This window comes from Pseudomonas sp. CIP-10 (assembly GCF_020911845.1).
Lineage (GTDB): Bacteria > Pseudomonadota > Gammaproteobacteria > Pseudomonadales > Pseudomonadaceae > Aquipseudomonas > Aquipseudomonas alloputida.
The window spans coordinates 5,036,816-5,058,397 of record NZ_CP087160.1 but is presented as its reverse complement, the minus strand read 5'-3'; the positions used below and the strand labels follow the sequence as shown (position 1 = coordinate 5,058,397).

At 64.1% G+C, this 21,582-nt stretch carries 19 protein-coding genes; 13 read left to right on the top strand and 6 right to left on the bottom strand.

Annotated elements, in window-relative coordinates:
- The first annotated feature begins 3 nt into the window (after positions 1 to 3).
- The 3 genes from LMH93_RS22815 to LMH93_RS22805 all read left to right on the top strand — a co-directional run bounded on the left by LMH93_RS22815 (position 4) and on the right by LMH93_RS22805 (position 4,123).
- Positions 4 to 579, top strand: coding sequence for an RNA polymerase sigma factor (locus LMH93_RS22815; protein WP_014859905.1), 576 nt, complete (start codon positions 4 to 6; stop codon positions 577 to 579).
- Positions 576 to 1,556 (top strand): FecR family protein, encoded by a 981-nt coding sequence (locus LMH93_RS22810; RefSeq protein ID WP_230064608.1) that lies wholly within the window; start codon positions 576 to 578, stop codon positions 1,554 to 1,556. Before LMH93_RS22815 ends, LMH93_RS22810 begins: the two co-directional genes overlap by 4 nt.
- A gap of 176 nt (positions 1,557 to 1,732) precedes the next feature.
- A complete protein-coding gene (locus LMH93_RS22805; protein WP_230064606.1) occupies positions 1,733 to 4,123 on the top strand; it encodes a TonB-dependent siderophore receptor in 2,391 nt (796 codons plus the stop codon).
- 29 nt (positions 4,124 to 4,152) lie between these two features.
- Here LMH93_RS22805 and LMH93_RS22800 read toward each other — a convergent pair whose 3' ends face one another.
- A complete protein-coding gene (locus tag LMH93_RS22800; RefSeq protein ID WP_088513314.1) occupies positions 4,153 to 5,028 on the bottom strand; it encodes a helix-turn-helix domain-containing protein in 876 nt (291 codons plus the stop codon).
- A gap of 185 nt (positions 5,029 to 5,213) precedes the next feature.
- Here LMH93_RS22800 and LMH93_RS22795 point away from each other — a divergent pair, with 185 nt between their 5' ends.
- Complete coding sequence (locus LMH93_RS22795) at positions 5,214 to 6,116, top strand: DMT family transporter (RefSeq protein WP_012053685.1); 903 nt, start codon at positions 5,214 to 5,216, stop codon at positions 6,114 to 6,116.
- Between the two features lie 117 nt (positions 6,117 to 6,233).
- Here the strand turns inward: LMH93_RS22795 and LMH93_RS22790 are convergent, their stop codons facing one another.
- Both LMH93_RS22790 and LMH93_RS22785 read right to left on the bottom strand, forming a co-directional pair.
- The gene (locus tag LMH93_RS22790; RefSeq protein ID WP_003251708.1) at positions 6,234 to 7,208 is read right to left on the bottom strand and encodes a 2-hydroxyacid dehydrogenase; all 975 of its coding nucleotides are present in this window, start codon (positions 7,206 to 7,208) and stop codon (positions 6,234 to 6,236) included.
- 173 nt (positions 7,209 to 7,381) lie between these two features.
- The gene (locus LMH93_RS22785; protein WP_003251712.1) at positions 7,382 to 8,329 is read right to left on the bottom strand and encodes a LysR family transcriptional regulator; all 948 of its coding nucleotides are present in this window, start codon (positions 8,327 to 8,329) and stop codon (positions 7,382 to 7,384) included.
- 191 nt (positions 8,330 to 8,520) lie between these two features.
- Between LMH93_RS22785 and LMH93_RS22780 the strand changes: the two genes are divergently transcribed.
- The 4 genes from LMH93_RS22780 to LMH93_RS22765 are packed head-to-tail and all read left to right on the top strand — an operon-like array spanning position 8,521 to position 13,285.
- Positions 8,521 to 10,050, top strand: a complete 1,530-nt coding sequence (locus LMH93_RS22780; protein ID WP_014859913.1) for an efflux transporter outer membrane subunit — start codon at positions 8,521 to 8,523, stop codon at positions 10,048 to 10,050.
- Complete coding sequence (locus LMH93_RS22775; RefSeq protein ID WP_003251716.1) at positions 10,047 to 12,224, top strand: FUSC family protein; 2,178 nt, start codon at positions 10,047 to 10,049, stop codon at positions 12,222 to 12,224. The genes LMH93_RS22780 and LMH93_RS22775 overlap by 4 nt, the downstream gene beginning before the upstream one ends.
- Complete coding sequence (locus tag LMH93_RS22770; RefSeq protein ID WP_003251718.1) at positions 12,214 to 12,414, top strand: DUF1656 domain-containing protein; 201 nt, start codon at positions 12,214 to 12,216, stop codon at positions 12,412 to 12,414. Before LMH93_RS22775 ends, LMH93_RS22770 begins: the two co-directional genes overlap by 11 nt.
- Before the next feature lie 10 nt (positions 12,415 to 12,424).
- Positions 12,425 to 13,285 (top strand): efflux RND transporter periplasmic adaptor subunit, encoded by an 861-nt coding sequence (locus tag LMH93_RS22765; RefSeq protein WP_004575355.1) that lies wholly within the window; start codon positions 12,425 to 12,427, stop codon positions 13,283 to 13,285.
- Positions 13,286 to 13,356: 71 nt separating this feature from the next.
- Here LMH93_RS22765 and LMH93_RS22760 read toward each other — a convergent pair whose 3' ends face one another.
- Positions 13,357 to 13,809, bottom strand: coding sequence for a universal stress protein (locus LMH93_RS22760; protein ID WP_230064605.1), 453 nt, complete (start codon positions 13,807 to 13,809; stop codon positions 13,357 to 13,359).
- A 217-nt stretch (positions 13,810 to 14,026) separates the two neighbouring features.
- Here LMH93_RS22760 and LMH93_RS22755 point away from each other — a divergent pair, with 217 nt between their 5' ends.
- From LMH93_RS22755 to LMH93_RS22740, 4 genes are all read left to right on the top strand, one after another.
- Positions 14,027 to 14,932 carry a LysR family transcriptional regulator gene (locus LMH93_RS22755; protein ID WP_003251728.1) on the top strand — a complete coding sequence of 302 codons (906 nt, stop codon included), beginning with the start codon at positions 14,027 to 14,029 and terminating at the stop codon, positions 14,930 to 14,932.
- Between the two features lie 135 nt (positions 14,933 to 15,067).
- Complete coding sequence (locus tag LMH93_RS22750) at positions 15,068 to 16,609, top strand: MFS transporter (protein WP_003251730.1); 1,542 nt, start codon at positions 15,068 to 15,070, stop codon at positions 16,607 to 16,609.
- A gap of 28 nt (positions 16,610 to 16,637) precedes the next feature.
- Positions 16,638 to 17,699: an HlyD family secretion protein gene (locus tag LMH93_RS22745; protein ID WP_003251732.1), complete on the top strand. Its 1,062-nt coding sequence runs from the start codon at positions 16,638 to 16,640 to the stop codon at positions 17,697 to 17,699.
- Positions 17,696 to 19,150, top strand: a complete 1,455-nt coding sequence (locus LMH93_RS22740; protein ID WP_003251734.1) for an efflux transporter outer membrane subunit — start codon at positions 17,696 to 17,698, stop codon at positions 19,148 to 19,150. Before LMH93_RS22745 ends, LMH93_RS22740 begins: the two co-directional genes overlap by 4 nt.
- Before the next feature lie 398 nt (positions 19,151 to 19,548).
- On the opposite strand, the gene LMH93_RS22735 is transcribed toward LMH93_RS22740, so the two are convergent.
- Complete coding sequence (locus LMH93_RS22735; protein ID WP_003251736.1) at positions 19,549 to 20,361, bottom strand: SDR family oxidoreductase; 813 nt, start codon at positions 20,359 to 20,361, stop codon at positions 19,549 to 19,551.
- 121 nt (positions 20,362 to 20,482) lie between these two features.
- Positions 20,483 to 20,947 (bottom strand): hypothetical protein, encoded by a 465-nt coding sequence (locus tag LMH93_RS22730; protein WP_003251738.1) that lies wholly within the window; start codon positions 20,945 to 20,947, stop codon positions 20,483 to 20,485.
- Between the two features lie 169 nt (positions 20,948 to 21,116).
- Here LMH93_RS22730 and LMH93_RS22725 point away from each other — a divergent pair, with 169 nt between their 5' ends.
- Entirely contained in the window at positions 21,117 to 21,569 is a 453-nt protein-coding gene (locus tag LMH93_RS22725; protein WP_019752512.1) for a hypothetical protein, read from the top strand.
- Positions 21,570 to 21,582 lie beyond the last annotated feature (13 nt).

The following is a 21,582-nucleotide window of genomic DNA, read 5'->3' as shown; positions in this document are numbered from 1 at the left end:
CCTGTGAGCGAGCCGAGGGATATCATCGAACCTGACGCTGACAGCGCAGGCGCACGTGCACGTTTCGTCCAGGTGTTCCAGGCCCAGCGTGCGCGTATGGAGGCGTTGGTAAGCCGTCGGGTCGGCTGCCGCGCCACCGCTTCGGACCTGGTCCAGGAGTTGTTCCTGCGTTTCTGGCGTCGCCCCGAGGTCAAGGTCGAGGCGCTGGACACTTACCTGCTGCGTTGCGCGGGCAACCTGGCCATAGACCACCTGCGCAGCGAAAGTAGCCGCGAACGCGTGGCCGAAGCCGCTGTGCCGGTGAGCGAGGCGAGCCTGGCCCAGGCCCCTGAGCAGGCCGTGGAGGTCGACCACGACTTGCAGCGTATCGAGGCCACCTTGCGTGCCTTGCCCGAGCGCACCCGGCAGATCTTCCTGCTCAACCGCATTCACGGCTGCAAGTACAGCGAGATCGCCAAAGCCATGCAGCTGTCACAGAGCGCCGTGGAAAAGCATATGATGCGCGCCCTCGAAGCGTGCAAGGCGAGTGTTGCCGAGCCCGCGTCCACCCCACGCCGGCCAGGGAGCGCCCGTCGATGAGCCGTTTACCGCCGATCACCGAAGCGCAGTTTCAGGCTGCCCTGCAATGGTTCAACCGGATCAACGAGCAACCCGGGCAAGCCGAAGGGGCGGCATTCAAGCGCTGGTTGCTGGCCGACCCCGCACACCGCGCAGCCTACGACCAGGCCCAGGTGCTTTGGCAGAAAAGCGCCGCCCCGGCGGCGCGGCTGGCGGACGAAGAGCAGGACGCCCTGCAGCGCTACCTCGATGCCATGGCCAGACCACCGGCGCGTGGCGGCTGGCGGCGGGTGGCAGGCCTGGCGTTGGCAGCCTGCCTGGTGCTGGCCGTGGGCGTCGCTGGTGGTTGGCACCCGGGGTACTGGTTGCAGGACCTGCAGGCGGACTACCGCAGTGCCGGGCAGATTCGCCAGGTGACCTTGGCCGACCAGTCACAGGTGACGCTTGATGCCGGTAGCGCCATTGCGGTCGATTTCGCCCAGGGTGAGCGCCGTGTGCGGTTGCTGCATGGCGCGGCGTTCTTCGAGGTTACCCATACCGGTGAGCCGTTCCTGGTGGAAGCTGCCGGCGGCGAAGTGCGGGTACTTGGCACCCAGTTCGAGGTGCGTGAGCAAGGCGAGGGTGCCCAGGTGACGGTGCGCAGTGGGCGTGTGGGCGTCAGCCCCGCGCAGGGCACTGTGGCGCGAGAACTGACTGCCAACCAGCAGCTGACCTACCGCGCAGGCAGGGTAGGCGACACCCTGGCGGTGGACAGTGACAACCGCCTGGCCTGGCGCCAGGGGTGGCTGAACTATTACCAGGTGCCGCTGGCGCAGGTGATCGAAGACCTTGGGCGATATTACCCGGGGCGTATCCTGTTGCTCGATGGTGACCTGGGGCAGCGCAAGGTCAGCGGCAGCTTCCCGGTGGCCGAGCCGCTGCTGGCGCTGGATTCGCTGGGCAAGGTGATGGGTTTTTCACGGCAGACCGTGTTGGGGCGTTTGACCCTGATTCGGTAGTTGCCTGTGCCAGCCTCTTCACGGGTAACCCCCCCGTAGGAGCGGGTTTACCCGCGAAGAGGCCGGCACAGCAAAAAATATTTCCAGGCACAGGTGAGGTAACAGCACGTGGCATCCGTGTAATGAGTGAAAGTGCGATTGATTCGCAATAATCACCCCCTCACAGGTCAGCGTCCATGAAGTTCTCCCCGCGTTGCGTCCCTCTCTGGTTCGGCCTTGCTGCGCTCCCGGCCTTCGCTGTGGCCCCCCTGGCAACCGCGGCCGAGCAGCTGCAGGCCTATGCCTTCGCCCAGCCGGCCCAACCCTTGGCCCAGGCCCTGAACGCCTTCAGCCGCACCACTGGCCAGAGCGTGGTCTACACCCTCGAGCTGCCGGGCGTGCAAGCGCCAGCGCTGAAGGGTCGGTTCAGCGCCGAGCAGGCGCTGCAACAACTGCTGGGCAACGCTGGGCTGGCCTGGCGCCGCGTCGACGCACGTACCCTGACCCTCGAACCTGCAGACACCTCCGGTGCCCTCAACCTGCAGGCCACCACCGTGACCTCGCAACTGGACGACTACAGCTACCAGCCCCCGGCCAGCGCTTCGATCATGCGCGGGCAGGGCCCGAACCAGGACATCCCCCAGGCAATCAACGTGGTACCGGCCCAGGTCATCCGCGACCAGGCCCCGCGCAACCTCGATGATGCCCTGGCCAACGTCAGCGGCATTACCCAGGGCAACAACTTCGGCGGCACGTCCGACACGGTGATGAAACGTGGCTTTGGCGACAACCGCGACGGCTCGATCATGCGCGATGGCATGCCCGTGGTGCAGGGTCGCAACCTCAACGCCAGCACCGAGCGGGTTGAAGTGCTCAAGGGGCCTGCCTCGTTGCTGTACGGTATCCAGGACCCGGGTGGGGTCATCAACGTGGTCAGCAAGCGTCCGCAGTTGCAGCAGTACAACGCCCTGTCGGTGCGCGGCTCGACCTATGGCAGCGGCAAGAACGGCAGCGGTGGCGGGCTCGACAGCACGGGCGCACTGGGTGACAGCAACTTCGCCTACCGCCTGGTCGTCGACCACGAAGACGAGGACTACTGGCGCAACTACGGTGTGCACCGCGAATCGCTGGTGGCACCGTCGCTGGCTTGGCTGGGCGAAGACACCCAGGTGGTGCTGGCCTACGAGCACCGTGAGTTTCTCTATCCCTTCGACCGTGGCACCGCGTTCGGCAACAACGGCCACCCGCTGAACATCCCTGCCACGCGCCGCCTGGACGAGCCGTTCAACGACATGGAAGGGCGCTCCGACCTGTATCGCCTGGAAGTCGACCATCAGCTGGCCGATGACTGGAAGCTGCACTTCGGCTACAGCTTCAATCGTGAGACCTACGATGCCAGCCAGGTTCGTGTGACCGGCGTCAACGAAACCCAAGGCACGCTGACACGCAGCATCGACGGCACCCACAACGCCATGAGCCGTGACCAGTTCGTGACCCTGAGCCTCAATGGCAATGTCGAGCTGGCGGGGATGCAGCATGACCTGCTGTTCGGCATCGACCATGAAGACCGCAAGATCTTTCGCGGTGACCTGATTCGCCAGACACCACAGTCCACGTTCAGTTATCTGGACCCGGTCTACGGACAGGAAGTGGAGGGCACCAACGTGCGAGCCAGCGACAGCGACCAGACCGACAAGCTGCGCACCGATGCGCTGTTCGTGCAGGACGCGCTGCACCTCGATGAGCACTGGATCCTTGTAGCAGGTGCGCGTTTCCAGCAGTACGACCAGTACGCTGGCCGCGGTCGCCCGTTCAAGGCCAATACCGACATCAGTGGCCAGGCTTGGGTGCCCCACGCCGGTATCGTTTACAAAGTCGACGACCAGCTCTCGTTTTATGGCAGCTACAGCGAGTCGTTCAAGCCCAACTCGACCATCGCGCCGCTGACCGGCAATGTCGTGCTCGATTCCTCGGTGGCACCTGAGGAGGGCAAGGCGTGGGAGCTGGGCGCCAAGCTCGACATGCCAGGCCGCATCACAGGCACCCTGGCATTGTTCGATATCACCAAGCGCAATGTACTGGTCTCGAACTTTGACGCCGTCACAAGCGAGACGGTCTACAGCAATGCGGGTGAGGTCAGTTCACGCGGAGTGGAACTCGACGTGACCGGCCAGATCAGCGAGCGCTGGAGCCTGATCGGCAGCTATGCACTGACCGATGCCAAGGTCACCAAGGACCCTGATCTTGAGGGCAATCGCCTGCAGAACGTGGCCCGGCACAGCGGCTCGCTGTCGGCGGTGTATGACTTTGGCAGCCTGTTCGGGGGTGACCGGCTGCGCTTCGGTGCCGGCGCCCGTTATGTGGGCGAGCGTTCGGGTAACGCGACCAATACCTTCGACCTGCCGAGCTATACCGTTGCCGATGCGTTTGCCACTTATGAAACCAAACTCGACGAACACAACGTGCGTCTGCAACTGAACGTGAAGAACCTGTTCGACAAGGTGTATTACAGCTCGGCGGTGAACCAGTACTTTGTGGCGATTGGCGATGCGCGGCAGGTCAGTTTGTCGAGCACCTTCGAGTTCTAGGCAAATGGGGCCGCAGAGCGGCCCCGGTTTCAGATGAAAAAGGCCTTGCGGTATTCGCCAGGTGTGGCCCCCAGGGCTTGGCGAAACCGGTTGCTGAAATGGCTGGCACTGGCAAACCCGCACAACAAGGCAATCTCCCCCAGCGGCATTACTCCCAGCCGCAACAACTGGCACGCCCGGTGCAGCCGCCGGGCCAGCAGATACTGGTGCGGCGGGAGCCCGAAACTGGCGCGGAACATGCGCGCAAAGTGGTATTCGGACAAATTGCAGCGCAGCGCCAGCTCTTCCAGGGTGATGGGCTGGTCCAGGTGTGCCTCGAGGTAGTCGACCAGCTGTCGGCGCAGGTTTGGCGCCAGCCCGCCTTTCAGGCGCAGGCCTTGGCGCAACCCGACCTGGCTGAGCAGCGCATGGTCAACGATCTCGTGCGCCAGGCTGCTGGCCAGCAGGCGCTCGCCGGGCTCGTCCCAGTCCAGCTGGATCAATTGACGAAAGCGGGCAGCCTGCTGCGGGTCGTCCAGAAAGGTCGCTTCCTGCAGTTGCAACTCGCGCGGTTCCCGGTCGAGCAGGCGTACACAGCCCAGGGCGAACTGCGCCTCGCTGACATACAGGTGTGCCAGGCGGATCGCGCCATTGACGACCCAGTTCGATTCCTGCCCGGCCGGCATCACGCACAGCTTGTCGGGGGCGCCTTTGTCGGCCGGGCGCTGGCGGCGGAAGGTGCCGGTGCCGTCGGCGATGTAGCACGACAGGGTGTGATGGCTAGGGGCCTGGTAGTCGCGCGCATCGTCACGGTTGCTCCACAACGCCGCCGCCAGTCCGTCGCCCAGGTGCGCGCTCAGCTCCAGCCTGGCGTTGGGCGAGGCATGCATGGCGTTGAACACTTGCAACTGGGTGAGTGGCGTCATTGGCGGGTCCTCTTGCCTGCCATCCTACTGCGCCCTGGATCGAGTGACAGCTACCGGCGCAAGAAAAGCGCAAGTTCGTGCAAGCAGACAGAGGCCGATCGAAAGAACACTGGTGATCCCTGAAGGAGCGGGTTTACCCGCGAAGCGCCGGGCACCGATTTCCAAAGGCCCAAGGAACCGCCACCATGAACCTGTCACTCTACCTGCTCACCGTCCTGATCTGGGGCACCACCTGGATCGCCCTGAAACTCCAGTTGGGCGTGGTCGCGATCCCGGTGTCGATCGTCTACCGCTTCGCCCTGGCCGGGCTGATCCTGTTTGCTTTCCTGTTGCTTACGCGCCGGCTGCAACCCATGAACCGCCGTGGCCACCAGATTTGCCTGGCCCAGGGCCTGTGCCTGTTCTGCGTCAACTTCATCTGCTTCCTCAGCGCCAGCCAGTGGATCGCCAGCGGCCTGATCGCGGTGGTGTTCTCCACCGCGACACTGTGGAACGCGCTTAACGCTCGCCTTTTCTTCGGCCAGAAAATCGCCAGCAATGTGCTTGGCGGTGGTGCCTTGGGCTTGCTTGGCCTGGGCCTGCTGTTCTGGCCGGAGCTGTCGCATCACGCAGCCAGCCGCGAAACCCTGTACGGCCTTGGTTTAGCCCTGTTCGGCACGCTGTGCTTCTCGGCCGGCAACCTGCTGTCGAGCATGCAGCAGAAGGCCGGCCTCAAGCCGATGACCACCAATGCCTGGGGCATGGTCTATGGGGCGGTGATGCTGGCGGTGTTCTGTGTGGTCAGCGGCGTGCCGTTCAGCATGGAGTGGAATGCGCGCTATATCGGTTCGCTGCTGTACCTGGTGGTGCCGGGGTCGGTGATTGCCTTCACTGCCTACCTGACGTTGGTCGGGCGCATGGGCCCGGAGCGGGCAGCTTACTGCACGGTACTGTTCCCGTTGGTGGCGTTGAATGTGTCGGCGGTGGCTGAGGGTTACCAATGGACGGCGCCGGCCTTGCTCGGCTTGGTGGCGGTGATGGCGGGGAATGTGCTGGTGTTTCGCAAGCCCCGGGCCAGGGTGGCTGGGGGTGTTGTGGTAGCCAAATAGGTGATGGGTTGCCTGGGCCGGCCCTTTCGCGGGTAAACCCGCTCCTACAGGGCAGTGCACACCCTTTGTAGGCACGGGTTTACCCGCGAAGAGGCCGGCCCAGGCACTCCAAAACGGTCAACCCTTCCACACCTGCGGGTTCACCAGGTCCCGCGGCCGCTCGCCCAGCAGCGCCGCACGCAGGTTGTCGATCGCCCGGTTGGCCATGGCCTCACGGGTTTCGGCAGTAGCCGAACCAATGTGCGGCAGGGTCAGCGCATTGGGTAGCTTGAACAGCGGCGAGTCGCTCAGCGGCTCTTTCTCGTACACATCCAGGCCTGCGCCGCGAATGGTGCCCGCCTGCAGCGCCTCGATCAGCGCCGCCTCATCCACCACCGGCCCACGGGCAATGTTGATCAGGAACGCACTCGGCTTCATCAGCTTCAGCTCGCGGCTGCTAATCAGCTTGCGGGTGGCATCAGACAGCGGCACCACGATCACCACGAAGTCGGCTTCGGCCAGCAACTGATCCAGGCTGCGGAACTGCGCGCCCAGCTCCTGCTCCAGCGCAGTCTTGCGGCTGTTGCCGCTGTACAGGATCGGCATGTTGAAGCCGAAGCGGCCACGGCGTGCCACTGCTGCACCAATGTTGCCCATGCCGACGATACCCAGGGTCTTGCCATGTACATCACTGCCGAAGTGGGCCGGGCCCACGGTAGCCTGCCAGTTGCCGGCCTTGGTCCAGGCATCCAGCTCGGCGGTGCGCCGGGCGCAGCCCATGATCAGCGAGAAGCCCAGGTCGGCGGTGCTTTCGGTCAGCACGTCGGGGGTGTTGGTCAGGGCGATGCCGCGCTCGTTGAAGTAGTCGAGGTCGTAGTTGTCATAGCCGACCGACACGCTGGACACCACCTCCAGCCTGGCCGCGCCTTCAAGCTGCGCCCTGCCGAGCTTGCGGCCAACGCCGATCAGACCATGGGCTTCAGGCAGGGCTTCGTTGAACTGGGCGTTGATGTCGCCGAGCTTGGGGTTGGGCAGAATCACGTTGAAGTCTTGCTGCAGGCGCTCGGCCATGGCCGGGGTGATACGGCTGAAGGCCAGGACGGTCTTTTTCATCGGGCAACTTCTCTGCTAGGCGGGGTGGGGCTGTGCCGGCCTCTTCGCGGGCAAGCCCGCGCCTACAGGGGCGCGGTGCCTTGCAGGAACGGGCTTGCCCGCGAAAGGGGCGGAACAGGCGAAATCAATGATTAGCAACCTACCATTGTCAGCCCCCGCAATGCAGCAGCTTTTTAGTTGGCGATCAGCACCTGGTGGGTTTTCAGGTCTGCCTCATGCGCGGCAAGAATCTCTGGCAGCGAGTTGCGCAGGTACTCGACCCAGGTCTTGATCTTGGCATCCAGATACTGCCGCGATGGATAGATGGCATACAGGTTCAGCTCCTGCAGGCGATATTCGGGCAGCACCCGTACCAGGCTTCCGTCCCGCAGGCCCTCGATAGCCGAATAGATCGGCAGCACGCCTACGCCCATGCCACTGCGGATCGCAGTCTTCATGGCATCGGCGGTATTCACCATGAACGGCGAACTGGTGATGTTGACCATCTCTTGGCCTTCCGGGCCATCGAACAGCCATTTCTCCAGCGGTATGACCGGGCTGACCATGCGCAGGCAGGCGTGCTTGAGCAGGTCGGCAGGCTTGTGCGCCACGCCATGCTGGGCGATGTAGGCGGGCGAGGCACAGACAATGCTGTAGGTGATGCCCAGGCGCTGCGAAACGAACCCTGAGTCGGGCAGTTCGGTGGCCAGCACGATGGAGACGTCATAACCCTCGTCGAGCAGATCGGGCACGCGGTTGGCCATGGTCAAATCGAAGGTCACGTCCGGGTGCGTTTCGCGGTAGCGGGCGATGGCATCGACCACGAAGTGCTGGCCGACCCCAGTCATCGAATGCACCTTCAACTGCCCGGCCGGGCGCGCATGGGCGTCGCTGGCTTCGGCCTCGGCTTCTTCGACGTAGGTAAGAATCTGTTCGCAACGCATCAGGTAGCGCTTGCCGGCTTCGGTCAGCGCAATGCGGCGGGTGGTACGGTTGAGCAGCCTTGTTTGCAGATGGGCTTCCAGATTGGAGACCGCCCGCGACACGTTCGCGGTGGTCGTATCCAGTTGCGCCGCAGCGGCAGTGAAGCTGCCGAGTTGGGCTACGCAACTGAAAGCACGCATGTTTTGCAGGGTGTCCATGGGTCACTCTCGAGGTAGAGGACAAAATTGTGTCACGAAGTAACTTAGAAAAGAGAAAAAGTTGCCTTCGACCAAAGGCGGATTATCGCTGTTTTGGTAACAAAGATTCGCAGGAATCTGTGCTTATCGCCAGTGCTGCTGCCCCCTAGAATTGCCCGGCCCCTTCACCTCTTCCTCGGGAAATCGCAGCTGTGCCGCGTCGCATCATCAGAACGCTCAAGGCGTTCAGTGCCTGTGCCCTTGCCCTCACCTTGAGCGGCTGTATCGGAACCTGGGGCATTGCCCCGCAAAGCAAGACGCTGCAAGCCAATACCTTGACCACCGACGCGGCCATTCGCGAAGCCGCGACCGACGCTCACTGGCCCGACCAGCAGTGGTGGCACGCCTATGGTGACCCACAGCTGGACCGCTGGGTTACCCTGGCCGTGGCCGGTAGCCCAAGCCTGGCCATGGCCGCGGCGCGGGTGCGCGAAGCCAAGGCCATGGCCGGTGTGGTCGAGTCGGCGGAAAAGCTCCAGGCCAACGGCCAGGCAACGCTCAAGCGCCACAACTGGCCTGAAGACCAGTTTTATGGCCCCGGCGCATTGTCGGGTGCCAACACCTGGGACAACAACGCCGCCATCGGTTTCAGCTACGCCCTTGACCTGTGGGGGCGCGAGCGCAATGCCAGCGAGCAGGCCGTGGACCAGGCGCACATGAGCGTGGCCGAAGCCCGTCAGGCGCAGCTGGAACTGCAGAACAATGTGGTGCGTGCCTACATCCAGCTGAGCCTGCATTTTGCCCAGCGCGATATCGTCAAGGCCGAACTGGAACAGCAGGAGCAGATCCTGGCCCTGGCCAAGCGTCGCCTGGATGCCGGTATCGGCACCCATTTCGAAGTCAGCCAGGCCGAAGCGCCGCTGCCGGAAACCCACCGTCAGCTCGACAGCCTCGACGAAGAAATTGCCCTGACCCGCAACCAGCTGGCCGCACTGGCCGGCAAGGGCCCGGGGGAAGGCGCGCAGTTGCAGCGCCCGGCCCTGGCCTTGGCCGCGCCGCTGAAACTGCCTTCGAACCTGCCCGCCGAACTGGTTGGCCAGCGGCCTGATGTGGTTGCCAGCCGCTGGCAGGTGGCTGCCCAGGCGCGTGGCATCGACGTCGCTCACGCCGGCTTCTTCCCCAACGTCGACCTGGTCGGCAGCCTGGGCTTCATGGCCACCGGCGGTGGCCCGCTGGAATTCCTGACCGGGCGCAAGTTCAACTACAACGTCGGCCCGGCCATCAGCTTGCCGATCTTTGACGGTGGGCGCCTGCGCTCAGAACTGGGCGTGGCCTCGGCGGGGTATGACGTGGCGGTGGCCCGCTACAACCAGACCGTGGTTGGTGCACTGAAGAACATCTCCGACCAGTTGATCCGCCGCGAGTCGATGAAAGAACAGTCGCACTTCGCCGCCGAATCGGTTGCTGCCGCGCAGAAAACCTACGACATCGCCATGGTCGCGTTCCAGCGCGGCCTTACCGACTACCTGAACGTACTCAACGCGCAGACCTTGCTGTTCCGCCAGCAGCAGGTGCAGCAGCAGGTGCAGGCCGCCCGCCTGATTGCCCATGCCGAGCTGGTCACCGCCCTGGGTGGTGGCCTGCAGGCCGGTCAGGATGCGCCGAAAGAGGAACGCCAGGCAGCACCGAAGACCCCGGCCACCCTGGCCATTTTCGACAAGAAGCCGGATAACGCCGAATGAGCACTTCCAGTTTGCCCGTGCGCTGGCTGCAAAGCCTGGAATGGCGCCGGGGCTTCTTTGCCTGGGCGCGCACCGACGGCGTGACCTGGGTGTACATCTTCAAGGTGCTGGCCGCCGCGTTCATCACCTTGTGGTTGGCCATGCGCCTGGAGCTGCCGCAACCGCGCACGGCCATGATCACCGTGTTCATCGTCATGCAGCCGCAAAGCGGGCATGTGTTCGCCAAGAGCTTCTATCGGGTGCTGGGCACCCTGGCCGGCTCGGCGATGATGGTGGCGCTGATCGCCATCTTCCCGCAGAACACCGAGCTGTTTCTGCCCAGCCTGGCCCTGTGGGTGGGCCTGTGCTCAGCCGGTGCCATGCGCTACCGCACCTTCCGCGCCTATGGTTTCGTGCTGGCTGGCTACACCGCAGCGATGATCGGCCTGCCGGTGCTGCAACACCCCGACCAGGCGTTCATGGCAGCGGTATGGCGGGCGCTGGAAATCGCCCTGGGTATTCTGGTGTCGACCTTCGTCAGTGCCGCGATCCTGCCGCAGTCGGCCAGTGCCGCAATGCGCAACGCCCTGTACCAGCGCTTTGGCGTGTTTGCCGGGGTGGTGGTCGAGGCCCTGCGTGGCGACAGTCAAAAGGACCGCTTCGAGAGCAGCAACGTGCGCTTCGTGGCAGAGGCCGTGGGCCTTGAGAGCCTGCGCAACGTCACCGCTTTCGAAGACCCGCACATGCGCCGTCGCAGTGGCCGGCTGGTGCGCATGAACAGCGAGTTCATGGCCATCACCACCCGCTTCAATGCCTTGCACCGCTTGCTGGAGCGCCTGCGTGCCCGTGGCCCGCTGCAGATCGTCAGTGCCATCGAACCGGGCCTGAACACCTTGGTGGAGTTGCTGCAGCCCTATGTGGGCCGGGCGTTGACTGACGCCGATGCGCTGCGCCTGACCCTGGAGCTGGCCGCCTACAAGGAAGGCCTGCAGGCCCAGGTGCGGGGGCTGCGGGCTGAGTACCTGGCAACGGACCCCAGCGAATCCGACCTGCTCGATTTCCACACCGCGTTCGAGCTGCTGTACCGCTTCGTCGACGAGATGTTGAGCTACGCCGAAACCCATGCCTCGCTGGCCGCGCACAAGCACGAGCGCGAGCAGTGGGACGAGCCCTACGTGGCGCAGACCAGCTGGTTGGTATCGCTGGCGGCCGGTGTGCGCGCCTCGGCAGTGCTGTTGCTGCTGGGCAGTTACTGGCTGCTCAGCGATTGGCCCAGTGGCGCCATGATGACCCTGATCGCCACGGTCACCGTATGCCTTTCTGCAGCGTCACCCAACCCCAAGCGCATGTCGTTCCAGATGGCTTGCGGCACGGCCATCGGCGCTTTTGTCGGCTTCTTCGAAACCTTCTTCGTGTTCCCCTGGATCGACGGTTTCCCGCTGCTGTGCATGGTGCTGGCGCCTGTGTTCGTGCTGGGCGCGTTTCTTTCGTCGCGCCCTGCCTACGCCGGTTATGGTATCGGCCTGCTGGTGTTCTTCGCGATTGGCTCGGTGCCGAACAACCTCACCGTTTATGACCCGTACACCTTCATCAACGACTACATCGGCATGGTGATCGGCATGTTCGTCTGTGCCGCCGCCGGGGCGATCATCCTGCCGCCCAACAGCCGCTGGTTGTGGAGCCGCCTGGAGCAGGCGTTGCGCGAGCAGGTGCTGTTCGCCATCAGCGGCCGCCTGCGCGGGCTGGGCTCGGCCTTCGAAAGCCGCACCCGCGACCTGCTGCACCAGGCCTATGGCCTGGCGGCCGGCAAGCCGCAGGTGCAAAGCCAGCTGATGGGCTGGATGTTCACCGTGCTGGAGATCGGCCACGCCGTCATCGAGCTGCGCAAGGAGCAAGCCCGCGCCCCGGTGCACCCGGCCTATGCCGAGTCGCAGCCCTGGCGCCAGGCAATCCGTGTCATGGGCCGTGCGCTGACCCGGCTGTTCCTGCAGCCCAGCGCCAGCAACCACGAGCGCGCACTGGTGGCAGTGGACCACGCCATCGCCCGCGTGCAGGCCACCGACGAGCCATTCGCCCGGCACTTCGACACCTCGGTGCTGCGCCGCGTGCAAAGCTACCTGCACTTCATCCGTACTTCCCTGCTGGACCCACAGTCGCCACTGGCACCGGCGAAAGGATTGCACCATGCCCCGTGAGATCGCCTTCCATGGCGTGTACATGCCCACCATGACCTTGATGTTCCTGTTTGCCCTGGGCCTGGCCTGGGGCCTGGACCGGTTCATTGCCAGCCATGATGGCTACCGCTTCTTCTGGCACCCGGCGCTGCTGCGCCTGAGCCTGTTCGTCTGCTTGTTCGGCGCCATGGCGCTGTCTGTCTACTGGTGAGAATCCTTCGATGAAAAAGTTCTTCAGCCTGATCGCCACCCTGCTGGTGCTGGTCGCTGCCGTGGCCATCGGTCGCCAGTTGTGGCTGCACTACATGACCACGCCATGGACCCGTGATGGCCGTGTGCGTGCCGACATCATCAACGTCGCTGCCGACGTGCCCGGCTACGTGGTGGATGTACCGGTCAAGGACAACCAGCGGGTGAAGAAGGGCGACCTGCTGATCCAGATCGACCCTGAGCACTACCAGTTGGCCGTCGACCAGGCCAAGGCGCTGGTCGCCTCGCGCAAGGCCACCTGGGAAATGCGCAAGGTCAATGCCAAGCGCCGTGCCGACATGGACAACCTGGTGATCTCCAAGGAAAACCGCGACGACGCCAGCAACATCGCCAATTCCGCCCAGGCTGACTACCAGCAGGCCCTGGCCGAACTGGCTGCTGCCGAACTGAACCTCAAGCGCACCCACATCGTGGCCACGGTGGACGGCTACGTGACCAACCTGAATATCCACAAGGGCGACTATGCGCGTACCGGCGAAGCAGTGATGGCGGTGGTCGACGAGCACTCGTTCTGGGTTTACGGCTTCTTCGAGGAGACCAAGCTGCCGCATGTGAAGGTGGGTGACCAGGCCGAACTGCAGATGATGAGCGGCGAGCGCCTCAAGGGGCATGTGGAGAGCATTGCCCGCGGCATCTACGACCGTGACAACCCACAGAGCCGCGAGCTGATCGCCGACGTGAATCCGACCTTCAACTGGGTGCGGCTGGCACAGCGGGTGCCGGTGCGCATTCACATCGATGAAGTGCCGGAAGGGTTTTTGCTGGCGGCGGGGACGACCTGTACGGTGGTGGTGAAGCCGAGTTCGCCTTGAGGTATACGTCGCCAGGCCGATCGAGCGCACCCCGCGCGCTGCCCGATCCGCTTGGCGACACCTCGCGCAACTCAGGCACTCGCCGCCCCCACCAACACCGGCACTTCGACCCGATCAATCACCTTCGCGCTGATCGACGGGTCGAGCAACCGCCCCAGCCGCGTCAGGTGACGGTGGCCCATGATGATCAGCTCGCAACGCAGCGCCTGCGCCTTGGCGACAATCGCTTCAACTGGCAGCCCGGCCACCATGCAGCCCTGGCTGGCGAAGCCGGCTTGCTGCAGTTCGCGCACGGCCTCGGCTACGGCGTGGTCGGCATGCTGCTGTTCCTCGCAGGCGGCGGGGTATTCTTCCCGTTCCTCGGCGGTGTAGGGCGCGGGTTGCTCGTGCACCGCGAAGGTCGAATCGATGGCCAGCAGCACGTGCAGTTCGTGCTCGCCCGGGCGGCAGTAGCGGCGGGCGAGGGCAAGCAGGGCGGCAGATGCGGGGGAGGCGTCGATGGCGATCAGGACGGGGCTGGGCATGCGGGATCCTTGATGTATTTGGGGGGCTGGGGCGGCCTCTTCGCGTAGACCAACGCAGGCGCGGGTTTACCCGCGAAAGGGCCGAACCTGCCATGCATCATTCTTGACCCAATCCTTTCCCTGAATAAATGGCCCACCACGCACAAGCGCATTGCGTCCGGTGCAATCCATCAACCTGATACCATCACATTTCCCACAGCTGTAACGGAAAACGGCCATGCAACTTCCGGACATGAACCTGCTTGTCGCCCTCGATGCCTTGCTCGACGAGGGCAGCGTGGTTGGTGCGGCGCAACGCATGAACCTGAGCCCGGCCGCCATGAGCCGGACCCTGGGGCGTATCCGCGAAGCGCTGGGTGACCCGATCCTGGTGCGCGCCGGCCGTGGCCTGGTGCCGACGCCGCGTGCGCTGGCCTTGCGCGAGCAGGTGCATGGCCTGGTGGAGCAGGCCGGGCAGGTATTTCGCAGTCGCGACGATGTCGACCTGGTGAACCTGGACCGTGCCTTCAACATCCGCACCAATGACCTGTTCATCGCCCTGTATGGCGCTCAGCTGTTGCGCATGATGCTGGCCCAGGCACCGCATACGGTGCTGCGTTTCGTGCCGGAGGGCAGCGGCGACGATGATGCGGTGTTGCGCAATGGGCAAATCGACTTGATCATCAGTTCAGCCATTGAACTGGGCCCCGAAATCAAGGTTCAGAGCCTGTTCAACACCTACTTCGTGGGCTTGGCGCGTGAAGGGCACCCGGTTTTCGATGACGAGATCACCCCTGAACGCTTCGCCGCCTACCCGCACATCAGCGTGTCACGCCGTGGCCGTGCCAATGGGCCTATCGACGTGGCACTGGCCAATTACAAGGTGGAGCGCCGGGTAGCGCTGATCACGACGAGTTTTCACTCCGCGATGTTTTCGCTGCCGGACTCGGACCTGATCTTGCCGATACCCGCCAATATCCTGAACAGTGTGAACAGGCTGAAACTGCCATTGAGGTCCTTCGAGATCCCCGTGCCACTGGAAAAGGTCAATGTCATGCAGGCATGGCACCCGCGGTTCGATAACGACCCGGCCCATCGCTGGCTGCGGCAGACGTTGAAGGCGTGCGGCAGGATGGACCCTTGAGGCGGGCGGCACGTGCGCATCCGTTGCCCGATTGCGTTTGACGCAATATAAAACTGCCAACAAGTCAGTTTTCGTAAGCATTCGACCTTTTTAGACTTGCTCCGGTCGCAAATTTGTTGCCGGAGATGTCTGCCCATGAGTTCCCTGTCCGCCCCGTCTGCCGCCATTGCCGCCGCCCCCGCGCCGGCTGCGCCCGTGCAGGCGGCGTTCGGCCTGCAGGTAGTGGTCGGGTTGTTCGGTGTATTGCTGGCTGTGCTGTGCGCCGGCCTCAACGAGTCGGTAACCAAGATTTCCCTGGCCGATATCCGCGGCGCCCTGGGCATCGGTGCCGACGAAGGTGCCTGGTTGCTGGCGGTGTACAGCGCCGCTTCGGTCTCGGCCATGGCCTTTGCGCCGTGGCTGGCGACGACCTTCTCGCTGCGCCGCTTCACCATGAGCGCTATTGGTCTGTTCGCCGTGCTTGGCCTGCTGCAACCGTTCGCCCCCAACCTGCACAGCCTGATGTTGCTGCGTGTACTGCAGGGCTTTGCCGCTGGCGCGTTGCCGCCGATGTTGATGAGCGTGGCCCTGCGCTTTTTGCCGCCAGGTATCAAGGTCTATGGCTTGGCCTGCTACGCCCTGACCGCCACCTTCGGCCCCAACCTCGGCACGCCACTGGCGGGGCTGTGGACCGAATACGTCGGTTGGCAATGGGCATTCTGGCAGATCATCCTGCCCTCGCTGCTGGCCATGGTCTGCGTAGGCTGGGGGCTGCCGCAGGACCCGCTGCGCCTGGAGCGTTTCAAACAGTTCGACTGGCGGGGCGTACTGCTGGGCCTGCCCGCCATCAGTTGCACTGTGCTGGGCCTGTCGCTGGGCGACCGCTGGGGTTGGTTCGACTCGCCGCTGATCTGCTGGCTGCTGGGCGGTGGCCTGCTGTTGCTGGTGTTGTTCATGTACAACGAGTGGTCCGAGCCGTTGCCGTTTTTCCAGTTGCGCTTGTTGCAGCGGCGCAACTTGAGTTTCGCCTTGGTGACCCTGGCCGGTGTGCTGATCGTGCTCTCGGGTGTGGGCAGCATCCCGTCGGCCTACCTTGCGCAGATCCAGGGCTACCGCCCAGCGCAGACCAGCCCGTTGATGATGCTGGTGGCCATGCCGCAACTGATCGCCCTGCCGCTGACGGCGGCGCTGTGCAACATCCGCGCAGTGGACTGCCGCTGGGTGCTGGGCATTGGCCTGGCGATGCTGGCGGTGTCCTGTGTTGGCAGCAGCCTGCTGACCAGCGAGTGGATCCGTGGCGACTTCTACCCGTTCTACCTGCTGCAGGTGTTCGGCCAGCCGATGGCAGTGCTGCCGTTGCTGATGCTGTCCACCAATGGCATGACCCCGCAGGAGGGCCCGTTCGCCTCCAGCTGGTTCAACACCGTCAAGGGCCTGGCCGCCGTCATCGCCGGTGGCCTGCTGGATGTTCTTGGCACCCTGCGCCGGCACTTCCATTCCAATCACCTGGTGGACAGCCTGGGCAACGCCCCGCTGGTCGACGGCAACGCCGCCGGCCTGGCCAAGCGCATTCACGACCAGGCGCAGGTATTGACCTCAGCTGACCTCTATCTGGTGCTGGCCTGTATCGCCGTGGCCCTGATCTGCCTGATTCCTTTCGTGCCTACCCGGGTCTATCCGCCGCGTGCGGTGGCTTGAGCCCTGGATGATTTCGAGAACCATTGAAATGACCAACAACCGCAAAACCCTTTTCATCGGCTCGGTGCTGGCCGTGGCCGTCCTGGCCGGCATCGTCGGCCCCTGGATGTTTGGCAGCGATCACCGCCAGAGCACCAATGACGCCTATGTGACCGCCGACTACACCGTGGTCGCGCCCAAAGTCGCCGGTTTCATCAAGCAAGTGCTGGTGGAAGACAATCAGCAGGTCACGGCTGGCCAGTTGCTGGCGACCATCGACGCGCGTGACTACCAGGCCGCGCTGGATGCTGCGCAGGCGCAGTTGCTGGTAGCCCAGGCACAAAGCGCCGATGCCCGCGCCACGCTTGAACGCCAGGACGCGCTGATTGCCCAGGCCGAAGCGGCAGTGAAGGCGGCCCAGGCTGAAGCGGCGTTCGCCGACCATGAAGTCAACCGCTACAGCCGCCTTGCCGAGCAGGGCGCGGGTACCGTGCAGAACGCCCAGCAGGCGCGCAGCGCGGTCGATCAAGCCCGTGCTCGCCTGGCCAACGCTCAAGCTGCGCGGGTGGCGGCGCGCAAGCAGGTAGACATCCTCACGGCTCAAGTGGCCAGCGCCGATGGCCAGCTCAAGCGTGCCGAAGCAGGCCTGGAAAAGGCCCAGCTCGATCTGTCCTACACCCGCATCACAGCGCCGGTGGACGGTATGGTCGGCGAACGCGCCCTGCGCGTGGGGGCCTACGTCAACCCGGGCGCTCGCCTGCTGTCGGTGGTGCCGTTGCAGCAGGCCTATGTGGTCGGCAACTTCCAGGAAACCCAGCTGACCCACGTACAGCCGGGCCAGCCGGTGCGCATCAGCGTCGACACCTTCTCCGGCGAAACCCTGCAAGGCCATGTGCAAAGCATTGCCCCGGCTACCGGCGTAACCTTCGCCGCAGTCAAGCCAGACAACGCCACCGGCAACTTCACCAAGGTGGTGCAGCGCATTCCGGTCAAGATCGTTCTCGATGATGGCCAGCCACTGCTCACCCGCCTGCGTGTGGGCATGTCGGTCGAAGCCACCATCGACACGCGTGGCGACAAGCTGGACGGCAAAGAGGTAAGCGCGCGATGAAACCGGGATTACGCTTGAGCCCTTTGCTGCTGGCTGTGCTGCTGACCGGTTGCACCCTGGGCCCGGATTTCCTGCGCCCAGATAGCCAGGCCCCGCAGCAGTGGGCGCCGCTGCAAGGCGAGGCAGCGGCCAGCCAGCCGCAGGCCGAACCGCTTGAACTGCGCTGGTGGGAAACGTTCCACGATGCCCGCCTGAGCGCGTTGATCCAGCGCGTTGCCGAACGCAACCTCGACCTGCAGATGGCCAGCGCGCGGCTGCTGCAAAGCCGTGCCCTGCGCAGTACCTTGGCTGCCGACGAAGTACCGTCGGTGGACGTGAACGCCGGTTACAGCCGCGCTCGTAACAGCGCCGATGGCTTGAGCGATCCGTCCGGCAAAGCCGGGAAAGAAGCCTTCAACCTCTGGCAGGGCGACCTGGTGGCCGGTTGGGAACTGGACCTGTGGGGCCGTGTGCGGCGTCAGGTCGAGGCTGCCGATGCCACGGTCGAAGTGGCCGAGAATGACCGCCGCGGTGTGCTGTTGGCACTGCTTTCGGAAACCGCCGGCAATTACATCCAGCTGCGTGCCGTGCAGCACACCCTCGATGTGACGCAGGATAACCTCAGGGTCGCCCGGCACAGCCTGAAGCTGTCCCAGGACCGCCAGGCCGAAGGCGTTGCCACGCGCCTGGATGTGGCCCAGGCCAGCGCCCAGGTCGCTTCTATCGAAGCGCGTCTGCCAAGCCTGGAAGCGCGGCGTGATGACCTGATCAATGCCCTCAGCCTGCTCGCTGCCGAGCCGCCGCGCAGCCTCCAGGCCGAATTGCTGCCAGGCGGCGAGCTGCCTGCGCCGCAGCAGAAGTTTGCCATTGGCTTGCCGTCCGAACTGGCCGAGCGCCGCCCGGACATCCGCCAGGCCGAGGCCCGCCTGCATGCCGCCACTGCCAGCATTGGCGTGGCCAAGGCGGATTTCTACCCGAGTATCCGCCTGTCGGGCAGTGTCGGCTTCCAGGCGATGCAGCTGTCGGATTTCGGTGGCTGGGATTCGCGCCGGTTCGCCTTCGGTCCACAGATGTCGCTGCCAATTTTCGAGGGCGGCCGGCTCAAGGGCACCTTGGAGCTGCGCGAGGCGCAACAGCAGGAAGCTGCGCTGAACTATCGCAAGGTGGTGCTGGGGGCCTGGCATGAAATCGACGATGTGCTACGCCTGTACAACGCCAGTCAGTTGCGCCGTGATCACCTTGCCGAGGCCGTGCGGCAAAACCGTATCGCCCTGGAAACCGCCCAGCGCCAGTATGTGGAAGGGGCGGTGGACTTTCTCAATGTGCTGACGGTGCAAGGCGCGCTGCTGGCCAGCGAGGAGCAATGGATCGACAGCTCGGCGGCGGTGTCGCAGGCGCTGGTGGGGCTTTACAAGGCACTGGGCGGTGGCTGGCAGGCGTTTGACGAGCAGCTGCCGAATGCTCACAGCTAGGGAGGAAGCACAGAGTCTGAAGGGGTGGATTGCGGTCCATGGCTTTATTCTTTGCAGGCTGCACCGGCCTCTTCGCGGGTGAACCCGCTCCTACACGGCGGTCTGTGTCCAACCACCGATGTGTGTCCACCACCAATCTGTGTAGGAGCGGGTTTACCCGCGAATACGGTGGCGGCAGCAACGGTGAACGGCGGGTGGAGATTGGCCAGCAGGGCCGGCCTCTTCGCGGGTGAACCCGCTCCTACACGGCGGTCTGTGTCCAACCACCGATGTGTGTCCACCACCAATCTGTGTAGGAGCGGGTTTACCCGCGAATACGGTAGCAGCGTCAACGGTGAACGGCGGGTGAAAATTGTCCTGCAGGCCCGGCCCTTTCGCGGGTACAGGCAGGCGATCACTCAGAGCGGGCGCAGCAGGCCAAAGCGCTTGCGCAGCGCCCAGTCCAGCAACCGCCGCGGCAGCAACCGTGCCATCAGCGGCAAGGCTGTACTGCCATTCCCCAAACGTACCACTGCGGGCGCCGGCGACTTGCCGACTGCTGCCAGCACGCCTTGGGCAAATACCGCCGCCGACGTTGGCTTGTCCTGCGATGCCCGCGCCCGCGCCTGCACATGCTCACGCAAAGGCCACCACGCCGAGTCGACCGCCAGCACCTGCTCAGCCTGGCGCTGGGCATTGCTGGCGAACTGCGAGGCAATTGCACCCGGCTGTACTTCCATCACCTGCACACCGAACGGCGCCAACTCCAGGCGCAAGGCATCGCTCAGGGCATGCACAGCCGCCTTCGAGGCGCAGTACGCGCCGGCGAATGGCGTGACCAGCACGCCCGATACACTGCCGATATTCACCACCAGGCCGCGTGAGCGGCGTAGCAGCGGGAACAGCGCCCGGGTAACGCCGACCACGGCGAAGACGTTGGTTTCGAACTGCTGGCGCAGGGCGTCGACGCCACCATCGAGCAGTGGGCCCATGGCACCGTAACCCGCGTTGTTGATCAGGATATCGAGGGTTTGCAGTTCCTCTGCCAGGCGGGCCAGTGCCTCGCCGTCGTTTACATCCAGCTGCCGGGCCGTGTAGCCGGCGGCACTCAGTTGCTCGACATCCTCAGGCTTGCGGGCGGTGGCCCAGACATGGTGGCCCGCATCGCGGAAGGCGTCGGCCAGGGCGCGGCCGATGCCGCTGGAACAACCGGTGATCAGGACGGTGGGCATGGTAGGGGCCTGTTGTCATGGAGGATTGGTTGTTGCCTGTGCCGGCCTCTTTGCGGGTCAACCCGCCCCTACACCCTGCAGGAGCGGGTTGACCCGCAAAGAAGCCGGCATAGGCAACACATCAATTGGCAAATGTACCTTGCAGGTGCTCTACCCGGAATTCCAGGGTCTGCGGCCGATAGCCGGAACGCAGCGGCGGCAATGGCAGGCAGTCTTGCCACTCGGCCCCCGGCTGCAATTCACCTGGCCCTCGGTATCGCGGTGCATTGTAGGTGTTCTCGGCCAGGTTCACGGTATCGCCCGGTGCGTACGCTGCCACGCGCCAGCGCAGTTCGGTCAGCGGCACGTCGTTGCCGTTCTTCATGCGTACCTGCAGGGCACGGTCGGCGGGACAGTGTTCGGGGGCGTAGGTCAGGCGCAGGTCCAGGCGTGCCAGTCGACTGCTTTCGCGGCTGTCTTGCCAGACCACGAACAAGGCCACCAGACCCAGGCCAAACACGGCCGCCAGGGAGATGGGAAGAGCCTTGGCTGGGTAACGCAACAACAACACCAGCCAGGTGAGGATCAGCAGGGCACCGATCAGCATCGCGTAATCGCCTCATTCGCGCGCAGGGATGGCTACAGCCTATCTAAAACCCAGCGGTCAGGTAACCGGTGAGCAACTATGCCAGAGGCCAGACCTGGCAATACTGCGAGTAGTGGAAAGGGTACATCCATTCTAGATTCCGCCATGCCTAATCAAAAGGAGCATGGCCATGAGTGACACATCGGTTGAGCAAAAACCTGTACAAGAAATGAAAAAAGCGCCTGCCAAGGGCACTGTTACGGCTGTCATCAGCCTTGCGGGTCAAAGAGAGGATTTCGTTTCGCAGGGCGTGGATTTCGGGACCACTGAACAAAACGCGTGGTTGTATGCGTACAAGGGGCAGGCCGATGATGCGGACGTCTACATTGACTTCGACCTGCAGTTACAGGCGGGCGTGCGGGATGTCGTTATCGGGGGGGAGGCGAACCGGGCGCTTGTTCACAAGCGCGGCACAACCTATGGCGGCTATGCGAAATCCGGACGTATCCGGAAACTCGAGATGACCGCCACAAGCATCAGGGCTGAATCCTTCGAATTTGAAGGGGAGGATGATTTGCAGCGACCTTTCAGGGTGGTGGGTGGCCCATTCGACATCTCCGTCATAGCCCCGACCCTTGAATGAGCAGCTCGCCCCT

Excerpts from the sequence above, each read along its gene's own strand:
- LMH93_RS22810 (WP_230064608.1), top strand. The coding sequence starts at position 576 with ATGAGCCGTTTACCGCCGATCACCGAAGCGCAGTTTCAGGCTGCCCTG.
- LMH93_RS22805 (WP_230064606.1), top strand. The coding sequence starts at position 1,733 with ATGAAGTTCTCCCCGCGTTGCGTCCCTCTCTGGTTCGGCCTTGCTGCG.
- LMH93_RS22800 (WP_088513314.1), bottom strand. The coding sequence starts at position 5,028 with ATGACGCCACTCACCCAGTTGCAAGTGTTCAACGCCATGCATGCCTCG.
- LMH93_RS22795 (WP_012053685.1), top strand. The coding sequence starts at position 5,214 with ATGAACCTGTCACTCTACCTGCTCACCGTCCTGATCTGGGGCACCACC.
- LMH93_RS22790 (WP_003251708.1), bottom strand. The coding sequence starts at position 7,208 with ATGAAAAAGACCGTCCTGGCCTTCAGCCGTATCACCCCGGCCATGGCC.
- LMH93_RS22785 (WP_003251712.1), bottom strand. The coding sequence starts at position 8,329 with ATGGACACCCTGCAAAACATGCGTGCTTTCAGTTGCGTAGCCCAACTC.
- LMH93_RS22775 (WP_003251716.1), top strand. The coding sequence starts at position 10,047 with ATGAGCACTTCCAGTTTGCCCGTGCGCTGGCTGCAAAGCCTGGAATGG.
- LMH93_RS22770 (WP_003251718.1), top strand. The coding sequence starts at position 12,214 with ATGCCCCGTGAGATCGCCTTCCATGGCGTGTACATGCCCACCATGACC.
- LMH93_RS22765 (WP_004575355.1), top strand. The coding sequence starts at position 12,425 with ATGAAAAAGTTCTTCAGCCTGATCGCCACCCTGCTGGTGCTGGTCGCT.
- LMH93_RS22760 (WP_230064605.1), bottom strand. The coding sequence starts at position 13,809 with ATGCCCAGCCCCGTCCTGATCGCCATCGACGCCTCCCCCGCATCTGCC.
- LMH93_RS22755 (WP_003251728.1), top strand. The coding sequence starts at position 14,027 with ATGCAACTTCCGGACATGAACCTGCTTGTCGCCCTCGATGCCTTGCTC.
- LMH93_RS22750 (WP_003251730.1), top strand. The coding sequence starts at position 15,068 with ATGAGTTCCCTGTCCGCCCCGTCTGCCGCCATTGCCGCCGCCCCCGCG.
- LMH93_RS22745 (WP_003251732.1), top strand. The coding sequence starts at position 16,638 with ATGACCAACAACCGCAAAACCCTTTTCATCGGCTCGGTGCTGGCCGTG.
- LMH93_RS22740 (WP_003251734.1), top strand. The coding sequence starts at position 17,696 with ATGAAACCGGGATTACGCTTGAGCCCTTTGCTGCTGGCTGTGCTGCTG.
- LMH93_RS22735 (WP_003251736.1), bottom strand. The coding sequence starts at position 20,361 with ATGCCCACCGTCCTGATCACCGGTTGTTCCAGCGGCATCGGCCGCGCC.
- LMH93_RS22730 (WP_003251738.1), bottom strand. The coding sequence starts at position 20,947 with ATGCTGATCGGTGCCCTGCTGATCCTCACCTGGCTGGTGTTGTTGTTG.
- LMH93_RS22725 (WP_019752512.1), top strand. The coding sequence starts at position 21,117 with ATGAGTGACACATCGGTTGAGCAAAAACCTGTACAAGAAATGAAAAAA.